Raw genomic sequence first — 25,958 nt, 5'->3', positions numbered from 1 at the left:
CCTCTTTCACCCTGGCAAAAATACTCAATCGCCGTGCGGGGCCCGAAACCGCGCCTGAGTATTTGACCCAGGGTGAGACCACCAACCGCAGCCTGCCGCTGGCAGATGCCGCGAAAGGCCTGACACGATGATCATCAACCACCCCATCCTCGGCCCGCGCGACGCGCAGGAATTCGTCTATCTCGGTGATGCCGCCCTGATCGCCCGCCCCGACGGCCTCGCCCCGGGCGCGCAAGAGGCGTTCCACGACTACCTCTATCTGCGCGACAACCCGGCAGGTCTGCACCGCGAGTTGTGGTATCACGAACAGGGTGATCGTTCGTGGCTCGTCGTCACCCGCAACACCCTCACCCATGAAATCACGCAAGTCGAACTGGCCCGCGACGTGGCCCGCAGCCTGGGGCGCAGCAAATGACGCAAGAGAACCGCATTTCCGGCGGCCAGATCGACCGTGCGCGCACCCTGCGCTTCAGCTTCGACGGCCACCAATATGAAGGCCACCCCGGCGATACGCTCGCCTCGGCCCTGCTGGCCAATGGCGTGCGCCTGATGGGGCGCAGCTTCAAGTATCACCGCCCGCGCGGCGTGATCTCCGCCGGGTCGGAAGAACCCAATGCGCTGGTCGAACTGCGCGCAGGCGCGCGGCGCGAGCCGAACACCCGCGCCACTGTGGTCGAACTGTTCGACGGGCTGAGCGCCGAAAGCCAGAACCGCTGGCCCACGTTGGCCTTCGATGCCATGGCGATCAACGACCGGCTCTCGCCCTTCTTCGCCGCCGGGTTCTATTACAAGACCTTCATGTGGCCGCGCGCTTTCTGGGAAAAGCTGTATGAGCCGATCATCCGCCGCGCGGCGGGCCTTGGCAGCCTGTCGAAGCTCGACGACCCGGATGATTACGACAAGGGCTTCCTCCACTGTGATCTGCTGATCATCGGCGCCGGGCCTGCAGGTCTGATGGCCGCGCTGACCGCAGGCCGCGCCGGCGCCCGCGTGATCCTTGCGGACGAGGATTTCCGCATGGGAGGCCGCCTGAACGCCGAAACCTACGAGGTCGATGGCCGTTCGGGCGCCGACTGGGCACTGAAAGCCCTAGCCGAGCTGCGCAGCCTGCCCTCGGTCCGCCTGATGCCGCGCACTACCATCCTTGGCGCGATGGATCACGGCATCTACACCGCGCTGGAGCGGGTCAGCGACCACCTGCCCGCCCCGCTGCCCGGCAAGCCCCGCCAGATCCTGTGGCGGATCTATTCCCGCCGCGCCATCCTCGCCGGGGGCGCGACCGAGCGCCCGATTGCGTTCGAGAACAACGACCGCCCGGGCATCCTGCTGGCAGGCAGCCTGCGCGCCTATGCCAACCGCTGGGGCGCCGCCGTCGGCAAGCGTGCCGCGGTGTTCACCAACAATGATGACGGGCTGCGCACCGCCGCCGACCTTGCCGCCAAAGGCATCGAAACCCGCGTGATCGACGCCCGCAAGGGTGAAGAGGTGATCGACACGTCGGGCCGCCTCGGCCTGAAATCCGTCACCATCCGCACCCCGAACGGCACCGAGACCTTCCGCTGCGATGCGCTCGGCGTCTCGGGCGGCTGGAACCCGAATGTCAACATCACCTCGCATCACCGCTCGCGCCCTGTCTGGGACGAGGCGATCTGCGCCTTCGTGCCCGGCGCCGACGGCCCGCCCGGCCTGAGTTCTGCCGGGGCCGCTGCGGGCCGCCTGTCCACCCACGGCGCGCTGGAAAGCGGTGCCGCAGAGGCCGAGGCGGCGCTGGCCGATCTGGGCCTTGCCGCCCCCGCCCGCGACCTGCCGGTGGCCGAAGATGCCCCCATCGCCATCACGCCGAAATGGTATGTCAGCGCGGGCAAGGGCCGGGCCTGGATCGACCAGCAGAACGACGTGACCGTGAAGGATGTGAAGCTGGCGCATCAGGAAAACTATGTCTCGGTCGAACACCTGAAACGCTATACCACGCTGGGCATGGCCACCGATCAGGGCAAGACCGGCAATGTGCTGGGTCTGGCCGTCATGGCCGAACTGACCGGGCGCAGCATCCCGCAGACCGGCACCACCATCTATCGCCCGCCCTATACGCCGGTTGCCATGGGCGCGCTGGCAGGCCGGTCGCGCGGGCAGGAATTCAAGCCGACCCGCCTCACCCCCTCGCACAAATGGGCGACCGAACAGGGCGCGGTGTTTGTCGAGGTCGGGCAATGGCTGCGCGCCCAATGGCTGCCCCGCACGGGTGAAACCCATTGGCGAGAAAGCGTGGACCGCGAGGTTCTGGCAACGCGCAAATCGGTCGGCATCTGCGATGTGACCACGCTGGGCAAGATCGACATTCAGGGCACCGATGCCGGGGCTTTCCTGAACAAGGTCTATGCCAATACGTTCAGCACCCTCGCCGTGGGCAAATGCCGCTATGGCCTCATGCTGCGCGAGGATGGCATGGTGTTCGACGATGGCACCACCGCGCGGCTGGGCGACCATGAATATGTGATGACCACCACCACCGCCAATGCGGTGGGCGTGTTCCGGCATCTGGAATTCGTGCGCCAATGCCTGTGCCCCGACATGGATGTGCAACTGATCTCCACCACCGAGGCCTGGGCGCAGTATTCCGTCGCGGGCCCCAATGCCCGCAAGCTGCTGCAAAAGCTGGTGGATCAGGACATTTCGGATGCCGCCCTGCCCTATATGGGCTGCGCCGAGATCACCCTCGGGGGCCTGCGCGCCCGGATCTTCCGCATCTCCTTCTCGGGCGAGCTGGCCTATGAGATCGCGGTGCCCACCCGTTACGGCGATGCGCTGATCCGTGCGCTGGTGGCGGCGGGCGAAGAATTCGACGCCGTGGTTTACGGCACCGAGGCGCTGGGCGTCATGCGGGTCGAAAAGGGCCATGTGGCGGGGAATGAACTCAACGGCCAGTCCTCGGCGCTGAACATGGGGCTGGGCAAGATGGTGTCGCAGAAGAAAGACAGCATCGGCATGGTGCTGTCGCAGCGCGAGGGGATGACCACCGCCAACGGCTATCGCCTTGTCGGCATCAAGCCGGTGAACCCGGCTGAAAAGCTGACCGCCGGCAGCCATTTCCTTGAAAAAGGCGCGGCAGAGGTGGCGGCCAATGATCTGGGCTGGATCACCTCCACCGTCCATTCGCCGCATCTGGGCCATGCCATCGCACTGGGCTACCTGAAGGGCGGCGACAGCCGCAAGGGCCAGCGCCTGCGCGCGGCCAACCTGCTCGCCAAGACCGAGGTCGAGGTCGAGATCGTAAGCCCCCATTTCTTCGACCCGGAAGGAGAGCGTCTCCGTGGCTGACCTCATGCTTGCCCCCCTCACCCCCTTGGGCCATGCCCTGCCCGAACAGCGCAACATCGGCCCGGTGACCCTGACCGAGGTGATCGACTCTGCGCTCGGCTCCCTCACCGCCCGCGCGGGCCGCCTGGCCGAACTGGCAGAACGCGCGGCGGCGGCAGGCCTCCCGCTGCCCGCGCCCGGACAAAGCGCCGAAGCCGCCCCTTACGGCGCCTTCTGGCTCGCCCCCGAAAGCTGGATGGTCGAGGCCCCCTTTGCCAGCCATGAAGACATCCGCGCCCATCTGGTGGCGATCTTCGGCGATGCCGCCTCGATCACCGAACAGACCGATGCCTGGGTGCGCTTTGACGTGACCGGCGCCGATCTGCCGCGCCTGTTCGAACGGCTGAGCAATGTCGATCTGGCCCGCGCCCCCGATCACGCTGCCACCCGCACGGTGATCGACCATATCGGCTGCTATCTGGTGAAACGCGGCCCGACCCGCATCAGCCTGTTTGGCCCCCGCTCTTCGGCGCCGAGCCTGTGGCACGCGCTGGAAACCGCAGCCCGCGCCGCATTCTGATCCGGCGGCGCGCGGCCTCCCGCGCGGACCGGGGGTTTCACACCCCCGGACCCCCGTGGAGTATTTTTGCCAGGATGAAGCAAACAATCCCGCCCTTGCGGCGGATCAGTCACGCGGCGGCAGGGCACCGGCCAGGCCGCGCAGCCCGTTCAGGCGGCGGCGCTCGTCATTCGGGTTCACCCCGAACGCCTCGGCATAATGCCGTGCCATGGGGGTGGAGCTGGCATAACCCACAGACTGCGCGATTTCCGTGATCGTATCGGTGGAATACAGCACCCGCTGGCGGGCCTTTTTCAGCCGCAACAGGCGGTAGTATTTCAGCGGGCTTTGCCCCGTCGCCTGTTTGAAACAGCGCTCCAGATGACGTTCCGACAGATCCACCGCCGCTGCGACATCGGCGATCTGCACCGGGTCTTCGATGTGATCCTCGAAAATGCGGATTGCGGCGCGGATCGGGTCGGGCAGCATGTCATCGGTGCCGCCCTGCCGCGCCACCGGCACTTTCTGGCTGGCATCCTCGTCCCGCACGAACGGGTGCTGAAACCAGCAGGCCACTTCCGTCATCGTGTCGCGCCCCAGCCGTTCCTCGATCAGCCGCAGCATCAGATCGAACACCGCCCCCGCCCCTGATACCGTATAGCGCCGCCGGTCGCGCAGGATCGCGCTGGGGCTGGCCTCGATGTCGGGAAACTCTGCCTTGAACGCCGCCTCATAGCACCAATGCACCGAGGCGCGGTGCCCCGCCAGCAGCCCCGCCCGCGCCAGCGGGAAGATGCCGCCCGAAAACGCCCCCAGCACCACGCCAGACCGATCCAGCCAGCGCAACTGCCCGAAGGCGTGGCGCGGATTGGCAAAGCGCGAGGTCGGGCTGGACAGCAGCATCACATAATCCAGCCCCGCCCCTTGCGCCGCCTCCAGCGCCAGATCCGGGTCGAACCGCACCTCGGCCGAAGACCGCACCGGCGCGCCGGTCTCGCTCAGCAGCCGCCAGGTGAATTCCTGCCGCCCGGTGATCTCGTTCGCCGCGCGCAGCGGTTCGATGGCCGAGGTCAGGCAGGCCATGGGAAACCCGTCCATCAGCAGGAAACCCAGATGTGCCGGGGCTGTCATGCTGCGATCCCCATTCTGATGCCTTGCATTGAATCGCGGAATTTTTCACTATAGGGAAAATTCTCAAGCCATTTTCCGACAGGCCCCCCCCGATGACCGAAGAAGCCGCCGCCGTTTCCCGCCTGAAACCCGCCTTCGAGCAAGACCCCCACCGCGTGCGCGACGTGGCCGAGCGCAATCTGGAGGCGGCGATCGGCCGCGAGGTGCGCGCCTTCCGCCGGGCGCAGGGCATGACGGTGGCCGATCTGGCCAATGTCACCGGCCTGTCCATCGGGATGTTGTCGAAGATCGAGAATGGCATCACCTCGCCCTCGCTGACCACGCTGCAAGTGCTCAGCCACGCCTTCTCCACCCCGATCACCAGCTTCTTCCGCCGGTTCGAGGAACGGCGCGAGGTGCAGCATGTGAAGGCCGGCGACCATATCGAGATCGAGCGGCGGGGCACCCGTGCCGGGCACCAGTACAACATCCTCGGCCATATCGGCTCCAATTCCTCGGGCGTGGTGGTCGAGCCCTACATGATCACCCTCACCGAGGAATCCGATACTTTCCCCACCTTCCAGCATGACGGGATCGAGCTGCTTTATATGCTGGAGGGCGAGGTGGTCTATCGTCATGGCGATCAGTTGTTCCATATGCAGCCGGGCGACAGCCTGTTCTTCGATGCCGACTCTCCGCACGGGCCGGAAGTTCTGGTGAAACTGCCGGCCCGCTATCTTTCGGTGATTTCCTACCCGCAGGCCTGAGGTCTTACTCCTCGGGCCACCACCCCGGCGAGGTCGGCGCGCCGTCGTCAAATTGCGACAGATACTCCACCATCAGGGGCCGGTTGCGGATGAACCCCTTGTAGGTCGCCAATTCGTCCGGCAGATCGCGCACCACCCGATGCAGGCGGCGGGCCCATTTCGGCTGCGTCACCAGATCCTCGAAACTGCACAGATAGCAGCGGATCGGGAAAGCAATGGCGTTGGAGCGCGGCAGCCGGAACAGCGTCTGCAATTCCACCCGCAGATGCTGACGCTTGCCGATATTCTCCTTGGTCAGCGTGGTCTTGCCCGGCCCCCATTTCGGGTAATTCTCCGGCGAGGTATCCAGCAGCGGGTCCACCGTCATCGTCCAGTTGAACCGCCGCACCGGCGCCCCGTGCTGCAGCGCCAGCAGGAATTTCAGCGCCCGGTCGAACACGCCAAGCTCATGCGCCACCGGCACCGGCGCGTGCCATTGGTGGAAGTTCATGCCGATGTCGAAATCAAGGCTCCAATCCGCCTGCGTCGTCACCATCCCGGCTTCGACCCAGAGCGTATCCTCGCGCTGGTCCTGCAGGGTGAAATCGCCCTGCGCCTGACGGGTGATATATTCCATCGGGCCGCAGGGCAGCGTGGTCTCGTCCAGGAAGGTGAACTTCTGGTCGATGTTCAAAGGCCGGTTGATCCAGTGCCAGTCATTACCGGATTTGGTCAGGCTGAACCATTGCGGATAATCGCGCGCAAAGCTCTCCATGATCAGTTCCAGCAGATCCCAGCCCGCCAGCGTCATATGCGGCAAGGACTGGCAGCGCAGCGGATCCTGCTTCAGCACCCGCGCGCGGTCGCGCATCTCGGCTACATAATGCTCGTCCACGTCGAACGTATGCTCGAACACCGACCCGGGGCGACCGGGCACATGCGGCTCCATGTTCACCGAATACATGTAATCGTCTTCGGGGAACGGGAAGGGAAAGCGCTTCACCGCGCGGGGCGAGTTCTTGAAGGTATAATCGCCGAAGAAGCTCTCGTCGTTGAAGAAGTCGTCAAGGCTCATGGCCGTCTCCTATCGGTCGATCACCAGCGCCGCGCCGGTGAACCGGCTGACGCAGGGCATGATATGGCTGTTCTGCGCTTTCTGATCTGCGCTCAGCCAGTGGTCGTTATGGTCGATATGGCCATCGCAGCGGATGACCTTGGTCTCGCACTGGCCACAGGCGCCGCCCCGGCACAGATAGGGTGCATCAACCTCGGCCGCCTCCAGCGCCTCCAGCAGCGATTGCGCCGGGCCGACGGTGATGGTCTTGCCGCTGGCGGCCAGTTCCACGGTGAAAGCCTGCCCCACCGGCGGCGCAAGGAATTCCTCGGAATGCAGCGCGCCTTTCGGCCAGCCCATTGCGGTGGCGGTGGACAGAACCCAGTTGATCATCCCCTTAGGCCCGCAGACATACAGATGCGTGCCCAGCGGTTGCCCGGCCAGCAGGGTTTGCAGATTGATCGCCTGCCCTTCCACGTCGAAATAGCGATGCACCCGCTCGCCATGCCGCTCCACCAGCTCGGCCATATAGGCGCCCAGCTCGCGGTCGCGCGCGGCATAATGCAGCTCGAACCGCGCGCCCAGCGCATCCAGTTGCGCCATCTGCGCCATGAACGGGGTGATGCCGATGCCGCCCGCGATCATCAGATGCTTCTTCGCCCGCAGATCCAGCGGAAACAGGTTCACCGGCGGCGAGATCAGCATCCGCATCCCCGGCTTCACATGGCTGTGCATGTAAAGCGAGCCGCCCCGCCCCGCCTCATCCCGGCGCACCGAAATCTCGTATCCCGTCCGGTCGCCCGGATCGCCCATCAACGAATAGGCGTTCAGCCGCCGCACGCCATGGTCGTCCATCTCCACCACGGTATGCGCCCCGCCGGAAAAGCCCGGCATCTCGCCGCCATCCTCGCGCACGAAGCGGAAGCGTTTGATCAGGCTGTTGACCTCGACCACCTCGGTGACAATCACCGGAATCTTTGCCGCCCCGACACTCATTTGAACCGCTCCACCGCTGCAGGAACTTCGCCCGGGTCTTCCGCGTCGATGCAGACCCCCTGAAACGCCGCCAGACGGCGCGAGTAATGGTCGCGCACGAACAGGTTCAGCCCGCAATGGCTGCACACGAAGGGGTCATGCGTCACGTTCTCGGTGATCCCCTTGCAATGCACGCATTGCACCCGACGCACCAGCGATCCGCGATGCTCCATCTGCACCGCATCACGCGGCAGCCCGGCCTCCATCGCGTCGCGCTCCACCTGGCCCATCAGCCCCTCGGTGCCCGCCACATAGACCTGCACCCCCATATGGGCGTCGGTCAGCGCCTTGACGATGCGCGATCGCCCCGCCGCATAGGACGGCACCCGGCGAAACTGATCCGCCCCCAGCGCCTCCAGTTCTGCCCCCATGTCGGTGCCGTTCGGCCCCGGCATATAGATGACATGCGCCCGCGCCAACATCTCGGGCGCCTGCGCCAGCAGGTCCACCACCGCAGCCCCCCCTTCACCATCCGCCACGATCAGATGCGCGGAACCGGCGCGCGGGCTCAGCACGCCATAAACCGGGCGCGACCGGATCGAAGGTTCAAATTCCGTCTTCGTCATCTCTCTCTGTCCTGCTCATTTCATCCTGGCCCAAATACTCTCCCGCCGAAGGCGTCCCCCCGGCGCCGTTCGCGCAACCGCCGGGAGGGAGAGAGGGGATAGGACCGGCTTCAGCCTTTGGCCGTGCGGCGCTTCTTCTCGATGTCGTAGAACGGCATCGGGCTGGTGACGGCGGCAATCTCGCCATGGGTGGCACAGTTCACCACCAGTTTCGTGCTGTCATTGGCGCAATCCACCGGGATGCGGGCAATGGCGACAGTGTGGTTGTTCAGCGGCGAATGCATCGCCTGCGTCACCACGCCCACCTGCTTGCCATCCTTGAACACCGGCGCGCCATTGCCGGGCACATTGACGCCTTCCAGCTTCAGCCCCCAGATCTTGAAGCGTTCGCGGCCCTTCAGCCGGTAATGCTCTTCCGCCCCGCGGAAGCCCACCTTGCCGGGCGAGACGGTGAAATCGAGGCCCAGTTCCCACAGCGTATCGCCGGGGCCTTCATTCTCGAACGGATACATCTCGCTGTTGTCATAGGGGAAGAACAGCAGATAGCTTTCGGTACGCAGCAGATCCAGCGTGGTGAAGCGGCAGGGGATGATGCCCATCTCGGCGCCTTCCTCCAGAATCCGGTCCCAGATCATCGGCGCATCCTGCCCGCGCACGAACAGCTCATAGCCGCGTTCGCCGGTATAGCCGGTGCGCGAGATCATCGCGGGCTTGCCGAACAGCGAGGTCTGCATCTGGCTGAAATAGGCCAGATCGCGGATGCCCGGCACATGTTTCGCCAGATAGTCCACCGCCAGCGGCCCCTGCAGGGACAGGTCATGCAGGTTGTCGTCGAAGCGCACCGACACATCGCGCCCGCTGGCCGCCATGGTCAACTGCTCGAACCCCTGCCCCGACCCATGCACCACCATGAAGGCGTTCGGCCCGGTGCGATAGATCACGCAGTCATCGACGAACTTGCCGGCGTCATTCAGCATGGTCGCATAGACCGACCGGCCCGGCATCAGCTTTTCCATGTTGCGGGTGGTGGCCCGCTCGATCACATGGCTGGCGCCATGGCCGGTGATATGCACCTTCTTCAGGCCGGAAACATCCATCAGCCCCGCCTTGGTGCGGATCGCCATATATTCCGCCATCGGGTCGCCGTCATACGACCATGCCGTGCCCATCCCGCTCCAGTCTTCCAGAGCAGAGCCAAGCGCACGGTGGCGGTCTGCCAGCGTCGAGAAGCGCCAGGAATTCGTCATCGCAGTCTCCCTATTGAATGCCGTGGTATTCTTTTCACTGAGTGTGAAGCCGACTCGCGGCGAAAATCAACAATCTTGTGCAAAAAACTTTCCTGTCAGGTAATTAATCTGTCGGCTGCCTAAAGTTTCGTCGGAAATGGCCAAGCAAAAGCACAGGCCGGATGCAGCCCAAAAGCAAAGCGGCGAGGCTTGCGCCCCGCCGCTTCGTCATCCTTCCCAAGTGGCGTGGATCAGGCCGGAAGCTGGAAGAACCAGTTCGACCACAGCACCACAACCACCCCGGCAATCAGCGCGACATAGGGCCAGATGCCCGCCTTGCGCGGCCCCAGATCGCCGTGATCGGTCAGACCCAGATCCTCCATCGCCTCTTTCGGGAAATGGCCCTTGTCCTGCACATAATGGCGGAACCAGAACACCGGCAGGATCAGCGCGGCGAAGATCACCCCCGACCACAGCGCGTTGGAATAGCCCCAGACCTTGGCACCGGCGCCAAGGAACAGCGCATTCACGAAGGCCAGCGCGGTGTTGATGCCGATCAGCACGGTCGGCGCCTTCCACGGGCGCGGCAGATGGCCCGAATCGATCCGGTGAATCCAGCCCGCGTTCAGGTTCAGGAAGTTGAACATGATGTAGCCGACGTTGGAAATCGCCAGAACGTAGAAATAGCCCGACACGTCAGAGGCCAGCGCCAGCAGGATCACGTTGAACCCCAGATCGGTCCACATCGCGCCGGTGGGGGCGCCGTGGTCGTTCACCGTGCTCAGGTATTTCGGCAGCCAGCCATCGCGCGAGCCTTGATACAGCGTGCGCGACGATCCGGCCATCGCCGTCATGATCGCCAGGAACAGCGCCATGATCATCAGGATCACGAAGATCTGCGTCACGACCGGGCCGCCGCCAACCATGCCGCCCAGCGCCTCGCCGACGCCGGTGCCATCCACGATGCCGGTGGCCAGCATCCCCGATTGGCCCAGCACGCCCTGAAAGGCGAAGGGGATCAGGAAGTAGAAGACCACGCAAAGCAGACCCGAATAGAAGATCGCGCGGAACGTGTCGGTTTTCGGGTTCTTGAATTCGGCCGTATAGCAGACGGCGGTTTCAAACCCGTAGGTGGACCAGGCGGCGATATAAAGACCGCCGAGGAACAGCGTCCAGCCGCCCACATCCCAGGCGCCATCGACGCCCGAATAGGCGCCGGTCGGCGGCACGATGCTGGTGACGTTCATCGTGTCGATCGCGCCGGTCAGGATCGGCACCAGCCCCACCAGCAGCAGCGGCACCAGCACGATGACCGCCATCCATTTCTGCGATTTCGCGGTCGAGGCGATGCCCCGGTGCTGGATCGCAAAGATGATCAGCATCAGCACGACACCGATCACGAAGGTCGAGTTGAAATGCAGCGTGCCAAGGCCCGGCACCGTGATGCCAAAGGCTTCCCACACCCGGAAGGCCGGGGTCAGCGCGGCAACCCCATCGGCCGAGGCGACGGCGCTGATCGCATCCTGCGCGCTCACCCCCGCATTTGCGGCCATGTAATCCACCACGGCCTGCGTGCTGGCGGTGTAGTTGGCGATATTCGCCGCCACCCAGTCCAGCACCGGCTGGCTGTCGGCCAGCGGGATCGGGAACAGCGCGTTCAGGATATAGCCCGCTGCAATGGCGCAGCCGAGGCTCAGCACCGGCGACCAGGCAAACCAGTTGCACCACACCGACAAGGGCGCGATCAGCTTGGAATAGCGCAGCCACGCCGTGGCGCCATAGACCGAGGCGCCGCCCGACTTGTTGCCGAACATCCCCGCCATTTCCGCATAGGTGAAGCTTTGCAGAAAGCCCATCACCATCGAAATCATCCAGACGAGGAAAGCCGCCTTCCCCGCCACACCGGCGATGCCGCCGATGGAAAACAGCACCAGCGGCGGCACGCCCGCCGCCACCCAGAAAGCACCCTTCCAGTCCAATGTGCGGTGCAGCGCGCCCGAGGTCTGCACCCCCGCCCCGCCCGCCGTTCCGGCGCTGGTGCCGGACCCTGCTATATTCGCCATAGTTACCCTGTTCCCTGTTGAGCGAGACCCCTGCGCACCCTGTCAGCGCGTTCTCCCTGCGGCCCTGCTTGGTTCCTGATCCACGGCGGGATGATCCGCCGCGACGGTTCGGCCGGCCTTGCCCCGCATCGCGGCGACGGCAAGGCCCGGTAGGCCCAGCATTGGCGTAGCGCAGCGCCCATGCAAAACACTTTTTCCCTGTGGAGAAACTTTTTTTCCTGTTTTTTCCGGCCATCGCTCAGAAAAGGGGCATTTTGCTGCGTCGCAGCATTACGCAACACCACCGGACCCCGAATCAGTCTCAGGAATTCCGCTTCACCCTGTGGAAACATCCCGACCAGATTCGCACCCCGATTGCAGCGGGTTCCCCCCTCTGTGAAACCGCCGGAACCGCCCGCACCCTTCGCCCTTCGCCCAAATTCCGGGCATTTCGCCCACGCCGCGCCCCCTCTGACAGCAAATGTCGGATCTGGTCATTTGGTGTCGATTTTCATACCCGTTATTCCCCAAGATGAAAAAATGTTTCTTCACAGTTGATGCGTGAAATGTTCAATGCTAGCGTCACCTCATCAAGTTCACGAAGGAGTCGACCCATGTGCGGTATCGTCGGACTTTTCCTGAAGGACGCTTCGCTCGAGCCAAAGCTCGGCGAGATGCTGACGGAAATGCTCATCACCATGACGGATCGCGGCCCGGACAGCGCCGGGATCGCCATCTATTCGCGCGGCCATGACGGCCACGCCAAGCTGACCGTCCAGTCGGCCAACCCGGACACCGACTTTGACGGCCTGGCTGAAAAGCTCGGCGCCGCCATTGCCGCCAAGGTGAAGATGGCGGTCAAGGACACCCACGCCGTGTTTGACCTGCCGCTGGACCGGCTGGAGGCCGCCCGCCACGCGCTGCGCGACATCGCCCCCGCCATCAAGGTGATGAGCGCCGGGGAAGGCATTGAAATCTACAAGGAAGTCGGCCTGCCCAAAGATGTGGCCGCCCGGTTCGACGTGTCGAAGATGACCGGCACCCATGGCATCGGCCATACCCGCATGGCCACCGAATCCGCCGTGACCACCATGGGGGCGCACCCGTTCTCCACCGGCGCCGACCAGTGCCTCGTGCATAACGGCTCGCTGTCCAACCACAATTCGGTGCGCCGCGTCCTGAAACGCGCCGGGATGACCTTCGAGACCGAAAACGACACCGAAGTCGCTGCCGCCTTCATCAGCCACAAGCTGCAAGAGGGCGCCAAACTGGGCGAGGCGATGGAAGCCACGCTGACCGATCTCGACGGCTTCTTTACCTTCGTCGTCGGCACGAAAAACGGCTTCGGCGTGGTGCGCGATCCGATCGCCTGCAAGCCCGCCGTCATGGCCGAAACCGATCAATACGTCGCCTTCGGCTCGGAATACCGCGCCATGGTCATGCTGCCGGGCATCGAACATGCCCGCGTCTGGGAACCCGAACCCGCCACCGTCTACTTCTGGGAACGCTGAGAATGCAGAGCTTCGATCTTGCCGCGCAGGGCCTGCGCGCCCTCAACTCCACCCTGCACGCGCTGAACGGGCAGACCAACCAGACCTCGTGGGAGGTCATCAACCCCAAAGGCGCCCATGCCATCGCCGTGGGCCTTGACGCGCCGATTGATGTCACCGTGCGCGGCTCCACCGGCTATTACTGCGCGGGCATGAACAAACAGGCCACCGTGCGCATCAAGGGCTCGGCTGGCCCCGGCGTGGCCGAAAACATGATGTCGGGCACCGTCATCATCGACGGCGACGCCTCGCAATATGCTGGCGCCACCGGGCGCGGCGGGCTTTTGGTCATCAAGGGCAATGCGGCCTCGCGCTGCGGCATCTCGATGAAAGGCATCGACATCGTCGTGCATGGCAATATCGGCCACATGTCCTGCTTCATGGCGCAATCGGGCAATATGGTCGTGCTGGGCGATGCGGGCGACGCACTGGGTGACTCGCTGTATGAGGCCCGCCTCTTCGTGCGCGGTTCCGTCAAATCGCTGGGCGCCGACTGCATCGAAAAAGAGATGCGCCCGGAACACCTGGCCCTGCTCGCCGATCTGCTGGCGCGCGGCGAGGCCGACCATCTGGCCAAACCCGAAGAGTTCAAGCGCTACGGCTCGGCCCGCAAGCTCTACAATTTCAACGTCGACAATGCGTCCTCCTACTGAGGCAATCAGAATGACCGATTTCCCCCACACGCCCCCGAAGCAAAGCTGGACGTTCTCCAACGACGTGAACGCCGAAATCCGCCGCGCCGCAGCCACCGGCATCTATGACATCCGCGGCGGCGGCTCGAAGCGGCGCCTGCCGCATTTCGATGACCTGCTGTTCCTCGGCGCCTCGATCTCGCGCTATCCGCTGGAAGGCTATCGCGAGAAATGCGCCACCGATGTCTGGCTGGGCACCCGCTATGCCAAGAAGCCGATCCACCTCGACATCCCGGTCACCATCGCGGGGATGAGCTTCGGCGCCCTGTCCGGCCCGGCGAAAGAGGCCCTGGGCCGCGGCGCCAGCGCGGCGGGCACCTCCACCACCACCGGCGACGGCGGCATGACGGAAGAAGAGCGCGGCCATTCCCGCACCCTCGTCTACCAATACCTGCCCTCGCGCTATGGCATGAACCCCGATGACCTGCGCCGCGCCGATGCGATCGAGGTCGTGGTCGGTCAGGGCGCCAAGCCCGGCGGCGGCGGCATGTTGCTCGGCCAGAAGATCTCCGACCGCGTGGCGATGATGCGCAACCTGCCCAAGGGTATCGACCAGCGCTCTGCCTGCCGCCACCCCGACTGGACCGGCCCCGACGATCTGGAAATCAAGATCCTCGAAATCCGCGAAATCACCAATTGGGAAAAACCGATCTACATCAAGATCGGCGGCGCCCGCCCCTATTACGACACTGCGCTGGCGGTGAAGGCCGGGGCTGATGTTGTGGTGCTGGACGGGATGCAGGGCGGCACCGCTGCCACGCAGGACGTGTTCATCGAAAACGTCGGCATGCCGATCCTTGCCTGCATCCCGCAGGCCGTGAAGGCGCTGCAGGATCTGGGGATGCACCGCGAAGTGCAGCTGATCGTCTCGGGCGGCATCCGCACCGGCGCCGATGTGGCCAAGGCCATGGCTCTGGGCGCCGATGCGGTGGCCATCGGCACCGGCGCGCTGATCGCTCTGGGCGACAACGACCCGGCGCTGGAGGCCGAATATCAGAAGCTCGGCACCACCGCCGGCGCCTATGACGACTGGCACGAAGGCCGCGACCCGGCCGGGATCACCACGCAAGACCCGGCGCTGTTCTCGCGCTTCGACCCGATCCTCGGGGGCCGTCGCCTGAAGAACTATCTGAAAGTGATGACGCTGGAAGCGCAGACGATCGCCCGCGCCTGCGGCAAGAATCACCTGCACAATCTGGAACCGGAAGACCTCTGCGCGCTGAACATCGAAGCTGCGGCCATGGCAGGCGTGCCGCTGGCCGGCACCAGCTGGATCCCCGGCCGCAACGGCACCTTCTGACCCAAAAACAAAAGAACGACAGGGAGTTACCCATAATGGTCAAGGACTTGCAGAAATACGCGGCCGAACGCGGCATCAAGTATTTCATGGTATCCTATACCGACCTCTTCGGGGGCCAGCGCGCAAAGCTGGTCCCTGCCCAGGCGATCAACGACATGGCCGTCGATGGCGCGGGCTTCGCCGGTTTCGCCACCTGGCTGGATCTCACCCCCGCCCATCCCGACATGATGGCCGTGCCGGATGCGTCCTCCGTCATCCAGTTGCCGTGGAAGAAAGAAGTCGCCTGGCTCGCCTCCAACTGCGTGATGGAGGGTGCCCCGGTGGCACAGGCCCCGCGCAACGTGCTGCGCAAACTGGTGGACGAAGCCGCCAAGGAAGGCCTGCGCGTCAAGACCGGGGTGGAGCCGGAATTCTTCCTGCTGACCCCCGAGGGCGACAAGATCGCCGATCCCTATGACAACGCAGAAAAGCCCTGCTACGACCAGCAAGCGATGATGCGCCAGTATGACGTGATCGCCGAGGTCTGCGATTACATGCTGGAACTGGGCTGGGAAGCTTACCAGAACGACCATGAAGACGCGACCGGCCAGTACGAAATGAACTGGAAGTATGACGACGCGCTGCAGACCGCCGACAAGCACAGCTTCTTCAAATTCATGATGAAGTCGGTGGCCGAAAAGCACGGCCTGCGCTGCACCTTCATGCCGAAGCCGTTCAAGGGTCTGACCGGCTCGGGCTGCCACGCGCATATCTCGGTCTGGTCGCTCGATGGCAGCGAAAACGCCTTCGCCGACAGCAGCAAGGAACTGGGGCTTTCGGATCGGGGCCGCACCTTCCTCGGCGGCATCATGAAACACGCCTCGGCGCTGGCGGCGATCTGCAACCCGACGGTGAACAGCTACAAGCGCATCAACGCGCCGCGCACCTCCTCGGGCGCGACCTGGGCGCCGAACACCGTCACCTGGACCGGCAACAACCGCACCCATATGGTGCGCGTCCCCGGCCCCGGCCGGTTCGAGCTGCGCCTGCCCGACGGGGCTGCGAACCCCTATCTGCTGCAGGCGATCATCATCGCCGCCGGTCTGGACGGTATCCGCTCCAAGGCCGATCCCGGCAAGCGCCACGACATCGACATGTATACCCAGGGCCACACGATCACCGACGCGCCGAAACTGCCGCTGAACCTGCTCGACGCGCTGCGCGAGTACGACAAGGACAGCACGCTGAAGGCAATGATGGGCGAGGAATTCTCGGCGGCCTACATGAAGCTCAAGCACAAGGAATGGGACAGCTTCGTCTCCCACTTCTCGCGCTGGGAACACGACAACACGCTCGACATCTGATCGCCCCCAACACACACCACAGGCAAAGGCCCCGGACCTCCTCCGGGGCCTTTTGCCATGCCCGCCGCCCCCTTCTTCTTTGTAAAAATACCCGGGGGAGTCGCCGCAGGCGACGGGGGCAAAGCCCCCTGACCCGCGCAACGAAAAGACCCCGGATTGCTCCGGGGCCCAGGTGCTGTCAGATCTGAAAGGGGGCTCAGTTCCGCAGATAGCTTTCCATGCTGTCTTCCAGCGCATCCTTCCACGGCGTGTGGTGGATCGGCGCCATGGTGCCGGTGATGACCGAACGGTAGGCGTGGTTGCGGAAGCCCATGATGTCTTTCTTCTTGTGGTCCTTCCACTCGAAGAACGCCTCGCAGGCGCCATCCACGTCAAACGACGGATAGTCGGTTTCCGCGATCAGCTCTTTCACATAATCGCCCTGATAGTGGATCGCGTCATGCGCATCCGCCCCGGCATCCTCGCCCGCAATGCGGTCTTCCACATCCTTCAGCAGCACCGCCTTGTCCTCGGGAATCGCGATCCGCCCCATGATCGCATCGCGCACCCACCAGGCCTGCGCGTCGAACATGTTGAAGGTGAACCACTGGTCCTGCATCCCGACATAGAACAGCTTGGGATTATGCACCCAGACCACGCCCTTATACAGGTCGGCGGTCGCCAGCCGGTTCGCCGTCTTCAGCCGCAGATCATCGGGCAGGAAGGGGAAGTGGTGCTTGTAGCCGGTGCACAGGATGATCGCATCGACCTTCTTGCTGGTGCCATCGGCAAAATAGGCGGTGGTTTCATCCACCCGCACCAGCGCCGGCACTTCCTTCCAGTTGTCGGGCCAGTTGAAGCCCATCGGCGCGTTGCGATAGGCCACGGTGATCGACTTGGCGCCATATTTCCAGCATTGCGACCCGATGTCCTCGGCGGAATAGCTGGACCCGAGCAGCAGGATGTCCTTGCCGTGGAACTCCATCGCGTCGCGGAAGTCATGGGCGTGCAGCACCCGGCCGCCGAACACGTCAAAGCCCGGATATTCCGGCACATTCGGGGTCGAGAAGTGGCCCGAGGCGCAGACCACGTTGTCGAACTCTTCCTCGTAGATCGAATCGTTGATCAGGTCATGGGCGGTGACGGTGAAATTGCCCTTGTCCTCGTTGTATTTCACGAAGCGCACCGGGTGGCGGAAGCGGATCCAGTCGCGCACATCGGCCTTTTTCACCCGGCCTTCGATATAATCGAACAGCACGGCGCGCGGCGGATAGCTGGCGATCTGCTTGCCGAAATGTTCCTCAAAGGAATAATCGGCGAATTCCAGACCCTCTTTCGGGCCGTTCGACCACAGGTAACGATACATCGAGCAATGCACCGGCTCGCCATATTCATCCAGACCCGTGCGCCAGGTGTAATTCCACAGCCCGCCCCAGTTGTCCTGCTTTTCAAAACAGACGATTTCCGGGATTTCCGCGCCCTTGGCTGCGGCAGACTGGAAGGCGCGCAGCTGGGCCAGGCCCGAAGGTCCGGCTCCGATGACGGCGACTCGTTTGGTCATGTGGCTCTCCTTGTTGGTAATTCGGGACGTTCGCGCGGCCCTGTTCTGGCAGCCAGCTAAGAAGATTCCGCATTGCGTGTCAAATATTCTTCCTGTGGGGAAACTTTTTCTCTTGAATTTCTCAGGATGAATCCAGTCGCCTGCCCGTTTCCTAAGCAGACTTGCCCGAAAGCGCCCGCATGGCAGTCAGACTGCGTGAAACACCCCGCGCGCAGCACAAACCACCCCCGCCCCAGCACCACGCCACCCTCTCCCCTTGGGGGAGAGGGCAGGGTGAGGGGGCGCCCCGCCAAAAGCCTCAGCCCAACCCGCGCAAAAACGCCGTCAAATTCCCCCCCAGCGCCGGTTGCAGATAGCCGCCCTCCTGCACCACCAGCACCGGCAGGCCCAGCCCGGCAATCGCCGCCGCAATCCGCGTGAACCCTTCGGTCGTCACCCGCAGCCCCTGAAACGGGTCGTCCTCATGCGCATCCAAGCCCAGCGCCACCACCACCACATCCGCCCCGAACGACCGTATCCGCTGCAACGCCGTGCCCAGCGCCGCCAGATAGCCCGCGTCATCCGTGCCCCGCGCCAGTGGCAGGTTCAGGTTGAAGCCCAGCCCCGCGCCCTCGCCCCGCTCTTGCGCGGCACCCCAGAAGAACGGGTAGAACCGCTCCGGGTCGGCATGAAGGCTGACGGTCAACACATCGCCGCGCGTATAGAACAGGCCCTGCGTGCCATTGCCGTGATGCACATCCACATCCAGAATCGCCGGTCGCAACCCGCGCGCGCGCAACCACTCCGCCGCGATGCCGGAATTGTTGAGAAAACAGAACCCCCCCGCCAGATCGGCAAAGGCATGATGCCCCGGCGGGCGGCACAGCGCATAGGCGGCGCCCGCCCCGCCCGCCACCGCCTCGGCGGCAGAAAGCGCGCTCTGGGCCGACCAATAGGCCGCAGCCCAGGTGCCCGAGGCGATCGGGCAGGCCGTGTCCGCCTGATGATAGCCCGCCTGCCCCACCGCCGATTTCGGATAATTCGCCTGCCGCCGGTCGGGGTGGATATTGGGGATCACCTCTTCCGCCGCGCCCTCGATCCGCTTCCAGCGCGGATGGATGGTTTCCAGAAAGGTCAGGTATTCCGCCGTATGCACCGCCGCAATCGGCCCCATGCCAAAATCGCGCGGCGGCTCGAACACCGCGCCCGCCGCCTCGGCCCCCGCACGCAGCACCGCGATGCGTTCGGGCTTTTCGGGGTTGGGCAGCATCACCCCGTTCGCCATGAACATCTGCGGGTCATGCCCCGCCTGCCGCGCGTCCAGAAACGCCCTCATGCCAATGCCTCCAATGCCACACCTTCCAGCGTCAACCAGATCTCGCCCGCCTTGCCGGCAAAGCCCAGCCGCTCATAGAACGCCCGCGCCCCGCCATTGTCGTCATAGACCGACAGCCGCAGGAACACGCGGCCGAACTCTGCCGCCGCCGCATCGCGCACCGCCGCCAGCAGCGCCCCACCCAGGCCCTGCCCGCGCGCAGTTTCGGCCACCCACAGATCGCTGACATAGGCGCCCATCGCCCCCCGCGTGGTGGACAGGAAAGGCGACCACAGCGCCACCCCCTGATCCCCCGCCAGCACCGCCCGCACCGCGCCACAGGCCAGCGCCCGCTCCACCTGCGCCAGATCGCTGCGGAACGGGTCGCCCATCGCCCCGGCCAACTGCCGCAGCGCTGCCGTCACCGCCGCCGCATCCGCAACCCCCGCCACCCGGATCAAAACGCCACCCGGCCCTTCAGCCCCAGCAGTGCCCGCGCCTCGTCTGGCGTTGCCACCGCGCGCCCCAGCGCCTCCACAATCCCGCGCACCTTCGCCACCTGTTCGGCATTGCTTTTCGCCAGCACGCCCTTGCCGAGATAGAGGTTGTCCTCCAACCCCACCCGCACATGCCCGCCCATCGCCGCCGCCATCGCCGCAAACTCCATCTGCCGCCGCCCCGCCGCCAGCACCGACCACTCGAACCGGTCAAACAGCCGCTCTGCCGTCGCCTTCATATGCACCAGATGCTCCGGCTCTGCCGCAATGCCCCCCAGAACCCCCATCACGAATTGCAGGAAGATCGGCCCGGCAATCAGCCCGCGATCCACGAAATGCCGCAGCATGTACAGATGCCCCACCTCGTAGCATTCAAACTCGAACCGCGCGCCCCGTTCTGCCCCCATGATCCGCAAAACGCCTTCAATGTCGCGCGGGGTGTTCTTGAACACCAGATCATCGGTGCCGCGCAGAAACGGCTCTTCCCAGCCGAACCGCCAGTCCCGCGCCTTCGCTGCCATCGGATACAGCGCAAAGTTCATCGACCCCATGTTCAGGCTGCACATCTCGGGTGCAAAGGCCATCGGCGCCGCCAGCCGCTCTTCCAGCGTCATCACCGCCGATCCGCCGGTGGTCATGTTCACCACCGCATCACAGCCCGCCGCAATCGTGGGCAAGAACCCCCGCCAGTGATCCACCGCGCCCGAGGGTCGCCCGTCCAGCGGATCGCGCGCATGAAGATGCAGCACCGCCGCCCCGGCCTGCGCCGCCCCGATCGCCTGCGCCGCAATGTCCTGCGGCGCGAAGGGCAGCCAGGGTGACATCGAGGGCGTATGGATCGACCCGGTGATCGCGCAGGAAATGACGATCTTCATGCCAGCACCGCCGCATGATCCGCCGCGAACCGATCCAGAGCCCGCGTCAGCTTCTCCATGATCTCGTCCACCTGCGCCTCGGTGGTGATCATCGGCGGGCAGACGAGGAAATGGTCCCCCGCATATCCACCCCGCGTGCGCCGCGCATAGATGATCAACTGTTCCGCATAGGCCAGCTCCACCAGCGTATCAAAGGCCTTCATCGCGGCAGGCAGCGGCGCCATCGTCTCGCGGTCCGCCACCAGCTCAAAGGCCAGCAACAACCCCTCGCCCCGCACATCGCCGATGAATCCATAGCGCTGCATCAGGGCTTTCAGCCGCGCCTTCAGCACCGCCCCCACCCGCGCCGCATTGCCCATCAGATCGCAGCGCCCGATCTCCTCCAGCACCGCCAGCCCCGCCGCACAGGCCAGCGGATTGCCCGCATAGGTATGCCCGTGCAAGAAGCCGCCCGCCGCCTGCACCGCATCCACCATCCAGGACGGCGCCACCATCGCCCCCAGCGGCACATAGCCCGCGCCAAACCCTTTGGAGATTGCCACGATGTCGGGCACCACCCCCCACAGATCACCGCCCAGAAAGGTGCCCACCCGGCCGCCGCCGCTCATCACCTCGTCATGGATCAGCAGCACACCGTATTTGTCGCAAATTTCGCGCACCGCCTGCATATAGCCCACCGGCGGCACCAGCGCCCCGGTCGAAGCCCCGCCCACCGGCTCGTGGATGAAGGCCAGAACGGTTTCCGGCCCCTCCGCCAGAATCTGCGCCTCCAGCATCGCGGCGTAATGCGCGCCGGTCGCCGGGTCGTCCATATCCAGCCCGTCCAGATAAGCGCGCGGCGCCGGGATCTTCGGCATCGCCACCATCATCGGCTTGAACGGGTCGGTCAGCGGGTCATAGCCGGTCACCGACAGCGCCCCCAGCGTGGACCCATGGTAAGACGGAAAGCGCGAGATCACCTTCCACCGGCTCGCCTGACCCCGCACCACCGCATATTGCCGCGCCAGCTTCATCGCACTTTCCACCGCCTCCGACCCGCCAGAGACGAAGAACACCTTGTCCAGCCCCGCCGGGCACAGCGCCGCCACCTTGGCCGCCAGCGCCTCGCCCGGTTCCGTCTCGAAATGCAGCCGATAGCCGAAGGTCGATTTCTCCATCTGCGCCCGCATCGCCGCCAGCACTGCCGGGTTGGAGTGCCCGATATTGCTGACCATCGCCCCCGACGATCCGTCGATGAACCGCCGCCCGTCGCGGTCCCACATATAGATGCCTTCGGCGCGATCCAGCACCGGGCGCTTGGCGGTCGAAAGGTAGAACAGATGGCTCATGTCAGGCTCCGGGGCTGCAAAATCCGCGCACGACAGGGGGTGCACAGGGGGTGTACGCACTGTGCACCACAGGTGCCCATGCACAAAATAGATAGTTGAAATCTTTCCCATTGATCCTATCAATGGGTCATGCGCCTCAGTCCCGCCGAAAAACTCGCCCGCGATCTGGATTGGAACCTGCTGCGGGTCTTTCTCGCGCTGGCCGAAGCCGGTTCTGTCACCGGCGCCGCAACCCGATTGGGGCTGAAACAACCCTCGGTCTCACAGGCGCTGAAACGGCTGGAAGATCGCGTCGGCCACCGGCTGATCGACCGCGCGCCGGGTGAATTTTCCCTGACATCCCAAGGTCTTGCCCTGCTGTCCGAGGCGCGCGAGGTCCGCGCGGCCATCCTGCGCGCCGCCATGTCCATGGCCGAGGTGGCAGGCGAAATCTCGGGCGAGGTCACCCTTGCGCTGGCCTCGCACGTCGTCTCCCCCCTGCTGGACGAAGCGCTGCGCCGCTTCCACAGCCGCTACCCCAAGGCCACGCTGTCCATCGACATCCTGCCCTCGCGCGAGGCGCTGACCCGTGTCGCCGAAGGTCAGGCCAGCCTCGCCATCTGCCTGCTGTCCGCCCCGCAAATTCACCTTCAAACAACTGTTTTCTATAAGGAATTTTTCGGCCTGTTCTGCGGCCCACCCCATCCTCTGTTCGGTCGCAAAAAGCTGTCCTTGTCAGACCTGCGCGGCCATGCCGCCGTCAGTTTCCAGACCGACCGCATGGGCGATGCCCTCTCTGCCGTCACCGAACTGCGCCGCAAAGCCGGGCTGGAGGCTCAGGTAATCGGCCAGTCCACCCATCTGGAAGAGGTCCGCCGCATGATCGCCGCAGGCCTCGGCATCGGCCCCCTGCCCCTGCATGTGGTGGAGGATGACATTGCCACCCACAAGCTCTGGCGGCTGCCCCCCTATGCCGCGCCGCCCGCCATCGACGTGCATCTGGCGATCAACCCCAAGGCCCGCCGCAACCGCGCCGAATCTGCCTTTATCGAGCTTATTCAAACGCTTATCGCCGAAACCCCGATGGATCAGCGCACCTACGGCCCCTGATGCCCCTTCACATCCCGCGCAACCGCCCCCGCTCGCGCTGCAACCACAAGGCCGTCACCAACAGCGGCCCGTTCTCGATCTCGCCCGAGGAGACCATCGCGATAAACTCTGCAAAACCAACCAGATGACCGCGAATATCCTCGGCCTCCGACTCCACGCCAAACACACCCTCCACCCCGTCCGGCAGATCGCACAGCGCCACGTAGCTATAAAGATATTCGCTCTTCGCCCCCGGCGACGGATAGAACCGGGCGACAAATTCCAGCGCCCCCAATTCCAGCCCCGCTTCTTCCACCGCCTCGCGCCGTGCCGCCTGTTCGGGGCCCTCGTCGGGGTCAATCCGTCCGGCAATCGCCTCCAACTGCCAAGGCTGGGCATCTCCCCGGCCAAAGACCGCCGCCCGGAACTGCTCCACCAGCAACACCCGGTCGCGCATCGGATCATAGGGCAGCACCGTCACCGCATCCCCCGACAGGAACACCGCCCGGTTGATCTGCTCACTCATCCCGCCATCGAAGCGGCGGAATCGCATATCGTATTCTTCTACCGCAAAAAAATGCCCATAGGGCTGGCGCAGCTGCTCCACCACCACATCGCCCGGCTCGGCACGCCGCCGCAGCGTTGTTGGCGCCGATGCGGCTGCGCGCACCCGGCTTGCCCCTCGCACCAGCATCTGCCGATAGCGCCGCCCGATCGCCGCCGGATCATGCTGCCACCGCAGCGCCATGACATCGCCTGCCGTGGCCACCGCCACTGCCCCCCAGTCACGCTGCCAGTCCGCAAGGCTCCAGTCACCCGCCCCCGCGCCCACCTGATCCGGCAGCCAGAGCCGCGCCACCTGCGCCGTCCCCGCCACCTCGACCAGCGCCTCGCGCCGCCCATAGCCGAACACCGCCTCGTAGAAATCCAGCCGTTCCAGATCCGCGTCGGTCACGTCCTCCAGCACCAGCCCCGGCGCCTGCGCGCCCGGCGCCCCTACCAGAACCGGCCACGCCCCCTGATCAGACCACAAGACCTTGTGGTCCGGCAGGCGTGCACCGACCACCTCCACTTTGCGCCCCAGAACTGTTTCCAGCAGGGCATCATCGCATAGTGTGCCGTAAAAGAACGCAGCCATCACGACCACCGCCGCCCGAACCAGCCCGTGATCACACCACAGACCGGCCCGCCGATCAGCAACGCCATCAGCACAGGCGGCGTCAGCATCAGCACCCCATGTTCAATCATCAGCTCGAAAATCCCGATCACCGCCTCGAACGGCCCGTCATACAGTTTGCGCAGCGACTTTCCGATCATCAGATAGGTCGAAAACCCGAACAGCGCCGCGAAAGCCAGCACCAGCGCCGTCTGTAACCCGGCACTGAATACCCCGGCAAAGTTCATCCCGGCGCGCTTGCCCATCACCAGCCAGCCACACAGGGCGCCCAACCCGGCACAGATGAAGCTGAAATAGCCGAACGCCGTGCCCGGTGGCATCCCCGGTTTGAACACCTCTGCCGTTACATATCCCAGCACTGCAAAAAGCAGCGCCCCTACCAGCTTGCCCGCTGTCGGCATGGCCTGTCCTATCCTCGCGCGGCTTCAGGGCCGCGTCACCGTGATCTGTGTCACGTCGCAGTTTCCGCCGTGGAAGGCGCCTGCGCAAGAGGTGAGGTAGAAATTCCACATCCGCCGGAAGCGATCATCAAATCCCTGCCGCTCAACCTCGGGCCAGCGGGCGTTGAACGTGTCATACCAGCGCCGCAGGGTCAGACTGTAGCTTTCGCCGAACTCGATGGACCCTTTGCGCACCAACCCGGCCGCCGCAATCTCGCGCGACAGCGCATCGGGCGAGGGCAGCATTCCACCGGGAAATATATATTTCTGAATGAAATCAACGGTTTTTCGATAGGTATGGAACCGATGTTCCGGCACGGTGATGATTTGCAGCGTGGCATTGGCGCCGGGCTTCAGGCAATCCCGCAAGGTTCCGAAATAGGTGGGCCAGTATTTTTCACCCACCGCCTCGAACATCTCGATCGAGGCGATGGCGTCATAGCGCCCACGTTCGTCGCGGTAATCCTGCAGCTTGATTTCCACCCGGTCGCTCAGCCCTGCCCGCGCCAGTCGCGCCACCGCAAAGTCATGCTGTTCGCGCGAGATGGTCAGGCCAGTCACCTTCAGCCCCCGCTGACCCGCCGCATATTCGGCAAAGCCCCCCCAACCACAGCCGATTTCCAGCACATGATCGCCGGGCTTGGCGCCCATCTGATCCACCATGCTAGCATATTTGGCGATCTGCGCCGCTTCCAGACTTTCCTGCCCGCTGCGGAAAATCGCGCTGGAATAGGTCATCGTCTCGTCCAGCCACAGGCCGTAGAATTCATTCCCCAGATCATAGTGATACGAGATGTTCTTCTTCGCCTGCCGTTTGGAGTTTGACCGCAGCCAGTGCCGCATCCGCTCGTAGGCCCGCACCAGCCCCATGCCGGGAAAGCCGTCATTCACCGCGTTGTTCGGCGGCGCCTGCACCAGATCCATGAAGGCCTGCAGATCGGGCGTATCCCAGTCGCCATCCAGATAGGCATCGCAAAATCCCAGATCGCCCTCGCGCACCAGCCGCGAAAACACATCGGCATTGCGCACCCTAATCTCGGCCACCGGCCCCGGCTGCGCCCCTTCGGCGCGAAAGCGCCGCCCGTCGGGCAGCACGAACTCCAGCCGCCCCATCTGCAGCCGGTCCAGCACCCGCAAGACCTGCGTAAAATAGCGTGGCAGATCGGCAGCCCCCGCCGTCGTCGTGATGACCGTCATCTGGCACCTCCCCCGGGGATTC

Annotated in this window: 23 protein-coding genes; 9 read left to right on the top strand and 14 right to left on the bottom strand. The window is 64.6% G+C overall.

The window, feature by feature from the left end; genetic code table 11:
* Positions 1–127: 127 nt before the first annotated feature.
* From BMX43_RS09255 to BMX43_RS09245, 3 genes are read left to right on the top strand one after another with little or no spacing between them, the layout of a single operon-like run.
* Positions 128–415, top strand: a complete 288-nt coding sequence (locus BMX43_RS09255) for a sarcosine oxidase subunit delta (RefSeq protein ID WP_091300626.1) — start codon at positions 128–130, stop codon at positions 413–415.
* Positions 412–3,318, top strand: coding sequence for a sarcosine oxidase subunit alpha family protein (locus tag BMX43_RS09250; RefSeq protein ID WP_091300623.1), 2,907 nt, complete (start codon positions 412–414; stop codon positions 3,316–3,318). The genes BMX43_RS09255 and BMX43_RS09250 overlap by 4 nt, the downstream gene beginning before the upstream one ends.
* Complete coding sequence (locus tag BMX43_RS09245; RefSeq protein WP_245749429.1) at positions 3,311–3,877, top strand: sarcosine oxidase subunit gamma; 567 nt, start codon at positions 3,311–3,313, stop codon at positions 3,875–3,877. Before BMX43_RS09250 ends, BMX43_RS09245 begins: the two co-directional genes overlap by 8 nt.
* A 105-nt stretch (positions 3,878–3,982) precedes the next feature.
* On the opposite strand, the gene BMX43_RS09240 is transcribed toward BMX43_RS09245, so the two are convergent.
* The gene (locus BMX43_RS09240) at positions 3,983–4,987 is read right to left on the bottom strand and encodes a GlxA family transcriptional regulator (protein ID WP_091300620.1); all 1,005 of its coding nucleotides are present in this window, start codon (positions 4,985–4,987) and stop codon (positions 3,983–3,985) included.
* A 92-nt stretch (positions 4,988–5,079) separates the two neighbouring features.
* Here BMX43_RS09240 and BMX43_RS09235 point away from each other — a divergent pair, with 92 nt between their 5' ends.
* Entirely contained in the window at positions 5,080–5,733 is a 654-nt protein-coding gene (locus BMX43_RS09235) for a helix-turn-helix domain-containing protein (protein WP_091300618.1), read from the top strand.
* A 4-nt stretch (positions 5,734–5,737) separates the two neighbouring features.
* Here the strand turns inward: BMX43_RS09235 and BMX43_RS09230 are convergent, their stop codons facing one another.
* The 5 genes from BMX43_RS09230 to BMX43_RS09210 form a co-directional block, all read right to left on the bottom strand.
* Positions 5,738–6,787 (bottom strand): heme-dependent oxidative N-demethylase family protein, encoded by a 1,050-nt coding sequence (locus BMX43_RS09230; RefSeq protein ID WP_091300616.1) that lies wholly within the window; start codon positions 6,785–6,787, stop codon positions 5,738–5,740.
* Positions 6,788–6,796: 9 nt separating this feature from the next.
* A complete protein-coding gene (locus tag BMX43_RS09225; protein ID WP_091300613.1) occupies positions 6,797–7,762 on the bottom strand; it encodes a PDR/VanB family oxidoreductase in 966 nt (321 codons plus the stop codon).
* Positions 7,759–8,367, bottom strand: coding sequence for a dimethylamine monooxygenase subunit DmmA family protein (locus BMX43_RS09220; RefSeq protein WP_091300611.1), 609 nt, complete (start codon positions 8,365–8,367; stop codon positions 7,759–7,761). The genes BMX43_RS09225 and BMX43_RS09220 overlap by 4 nt, the downstream gene beginning before the upstream one ends.
* A gap of 110 nt (positions 8,368–8,477) precedes the next feature.
* Entirely contained in the window at positions 8,478–9,614 is a 1,137-nt protein-coding gene (locus BMX43_RS09215) for an aminomethyl transferase family protein (protein ID WP_091300609.1), read from the bottom strand.
* Positions 9,615–9,844: 230 nt separating this feature from the next.
* Entirely contained in the window at positions 9,845–11,656 is a 1,812-nt protein-coding gene (locus BMX43_RS09210) for a trimethylamine N-oxide permease (RefSeq protein WP_091300607.1), read from the bottom strand.
* 593 nt (positions 11,657–12,249) lie between these two features.
* Here BMX43_RS09210 and BMX43_RS09205 point away from each other — a divergent pair.
* The 4 genes from BMX43_RS09205 to glnT are packed head-to-tail and all read left to right on the top strand — an operon-like array spanning position 12,250 to position 16,520.
* Positions 12,250–13,146 (top strand): class II glutamine amidotransferase, encoded by an 897-nt coding sequence (locus tag BMX43_RS09205; RefSeq protein WP_091300605.1) that lies wholly within the window; start codon positions 12,250–12,252, stop codon positions 13,144–13,146.
* Positions 13,147–13,148: 2 nt separating this feature from the next.
* Complete coding sequence (locus BMX43_RS09200) at positions 13,149–13,838, top strand: GltB/FmdC/FwdC-like GXGXG domain-containing protein (RefSeq protein WP_091300603.1); 690 nt, start codon at positions 13,149–13,151, stop codon at positions 13,836–13,838.
* 10 nt (positions 13,839–13,848) lie between these two features.
* Positions 13,849–15,177, top strand: coding sequence for an FMN-binding glutamate synthase family protein (locus BMX43_RS09195; protein WP_091300601.1), 1,329 nt, complete (start codon positions 13,849–13,851; stop codon positions 15,175–15,177).
* Positions 15,178–15,212: 35 nt separating this feature from the next.
* On the top strand, positions 15,213–16,520 hold the full coding sequence (gene glnT / locus BMX43_RS09190; protein ID WP_091300599.1) for a type III glutamate--ammonia ligase: 1,308 nt from the start codon (positions 15,213–15,215) through the stop codon (positions 16,518–16,520).
* 196 nt (positions 16,521–16,716) lie between these two features.
* Here glnT and BMX43_RS09185 read toward each other — a convergent pair whose 3' ends face one another.
* From BMX43_RS09185 to BMX43_RS09165, 5 genes are all read right to left on the bottom strand, one after another.
* Complete coding sequence (locus BMX43_RS09185; protein ID WP_091300597.1) at positions 16,717–18,060, bottom strand: NAD(P)-binding domain-containing protein; 1,344 nt, start codon at positions 18,058–18,060, stop codon at positions 16,717–16,719.
* 298 nt (positions 18,061–18,358) lie between these two features.
* On the bottom strand, positions 18,359–19,375 hold the full coding sequence (locus BMX43_RS09180; protein WP_091300595.1) for a histone deacetylase family protein: 1,017 nt from the start codon (positions 19,373–19,375) through the stop codon (positions 18,359–18,361).
* A complete protein-coding gene (locus tag BMX43_RS20390; protein ID WP_175482066.1) occupies positions 19,372–19,806 on the bottom strand; it encodes a GNAT family N-acetyltransferase in 435 nt (144 codons plus the stop codon). The genes BMX43_RS09180 and BMX43_RS20390 overlap by 4 nt, the downstream gene beginning before the upstream one ends.
* 5 nt (positions 19,807–19,811) lie before the next feature.
* Entirely contained in the window at positions 19,812–20,726 is a 915-nt protein-coding gene (kce, locus tag BMX43_RS09170; protein WP_091300591.1) for a 3,5-dioxohexanoate:acetyl-CoA acetone transferase, read from the bottom strand.
* Positions 20,723–22,054, bottom strand: a complete 1,332-nt coding sequence (locus BMX43_RS09165) for an aminotransferase family protein (RefSeq protein ID WP_091300589.1) — start codon at positions 22,052–22,054, stop codon at positions 20,723–20,725. The genes kce and BMX43_RS09165 overlap by 4 nt, the downstream gene beginning before the upstream one ends.
* 129 nt (positions 22,055–22,183) lie before the next feature.
* Between BMX43_RS09165 and BMX43_RS09160 the strand changes: the two genes are divergently transcribed.
* On the top strand, positions 22,184–23,143 hold the full coding sequence (locus BMX43_RS09160; RefSeq protein WP_091300587.1) for a LysR family transcriptional regulator: 960 nt from the start codon (positions 22,184–22,186) through the stop codon (positions 23,141–23,143).
* A 7-nt stretch (positions 23,144–23,150) separates the two neighbouring features.
* Here BMX43_RS09160 and BMX43_RS09155 read toward each other — a convergent pair whose 3' ends face one another.
* Genes BMX43_RS09155 through BMX43_RS09145 form a run of 3 tightly spaced genes read right to left on the bottom strand, consistent with a single transcriptional unit; the run spans position 23,151 to position 25,936 of the window.
* Positions 23,151–24,260 carry an NUDIX domain-containing protein gene (locus BMX43_RS09155; RefSeq protein ID WP_091300585.1) on the bottom strand — a complete coding sequence of 370 codons (1,110 nt, stop codon included), beginning with the start codon at positions 24,258–24,260 and terminating at the stop codon, positions 23,151–23,153.
* Positions 24,260–24,700 (bottom strand): TrgA family protein, encoded by a 441-nt coding sequence (locus tag BMX43_RS09150; protein WP_091300582.1) that lies wholly within the window; start codon positions 24,698–24,700, stop codon positions 24,260–24,262. Before BMX43_RS09150 ends, BMX43_RS09155 begins: the two co-directional genes overlap by 1 nt.
* 24 nt (positions 24,701–24,724) lie before the next feature.
* A complete protein-coding gene (locus BMX43_RS09145) occupies positions 24,725–25,936 on the bottom strand; it encodes an SAM-dependent methyltransferase (protein WP_091300580.1) in 1,212 nt (403 codons plus the stop codon).
* Between the last annotated feature and the right edge of the window lie 22 nt (positions 25,937–25,958).

It is taken from the genome of Gemmobacter aquatilis (assembly GCF_900110025.1).
Taxonomy (GTDB): Bacteria; Pseudomonadota; Alphaproteobacteria; order Rhodobacterales; family Rhodobacteraceae; genus Gemmobacter; species Gemmobacter aquatilis.
This window is presented reverse-complemented; position numbering and strand designations above follow the sequence as displayed.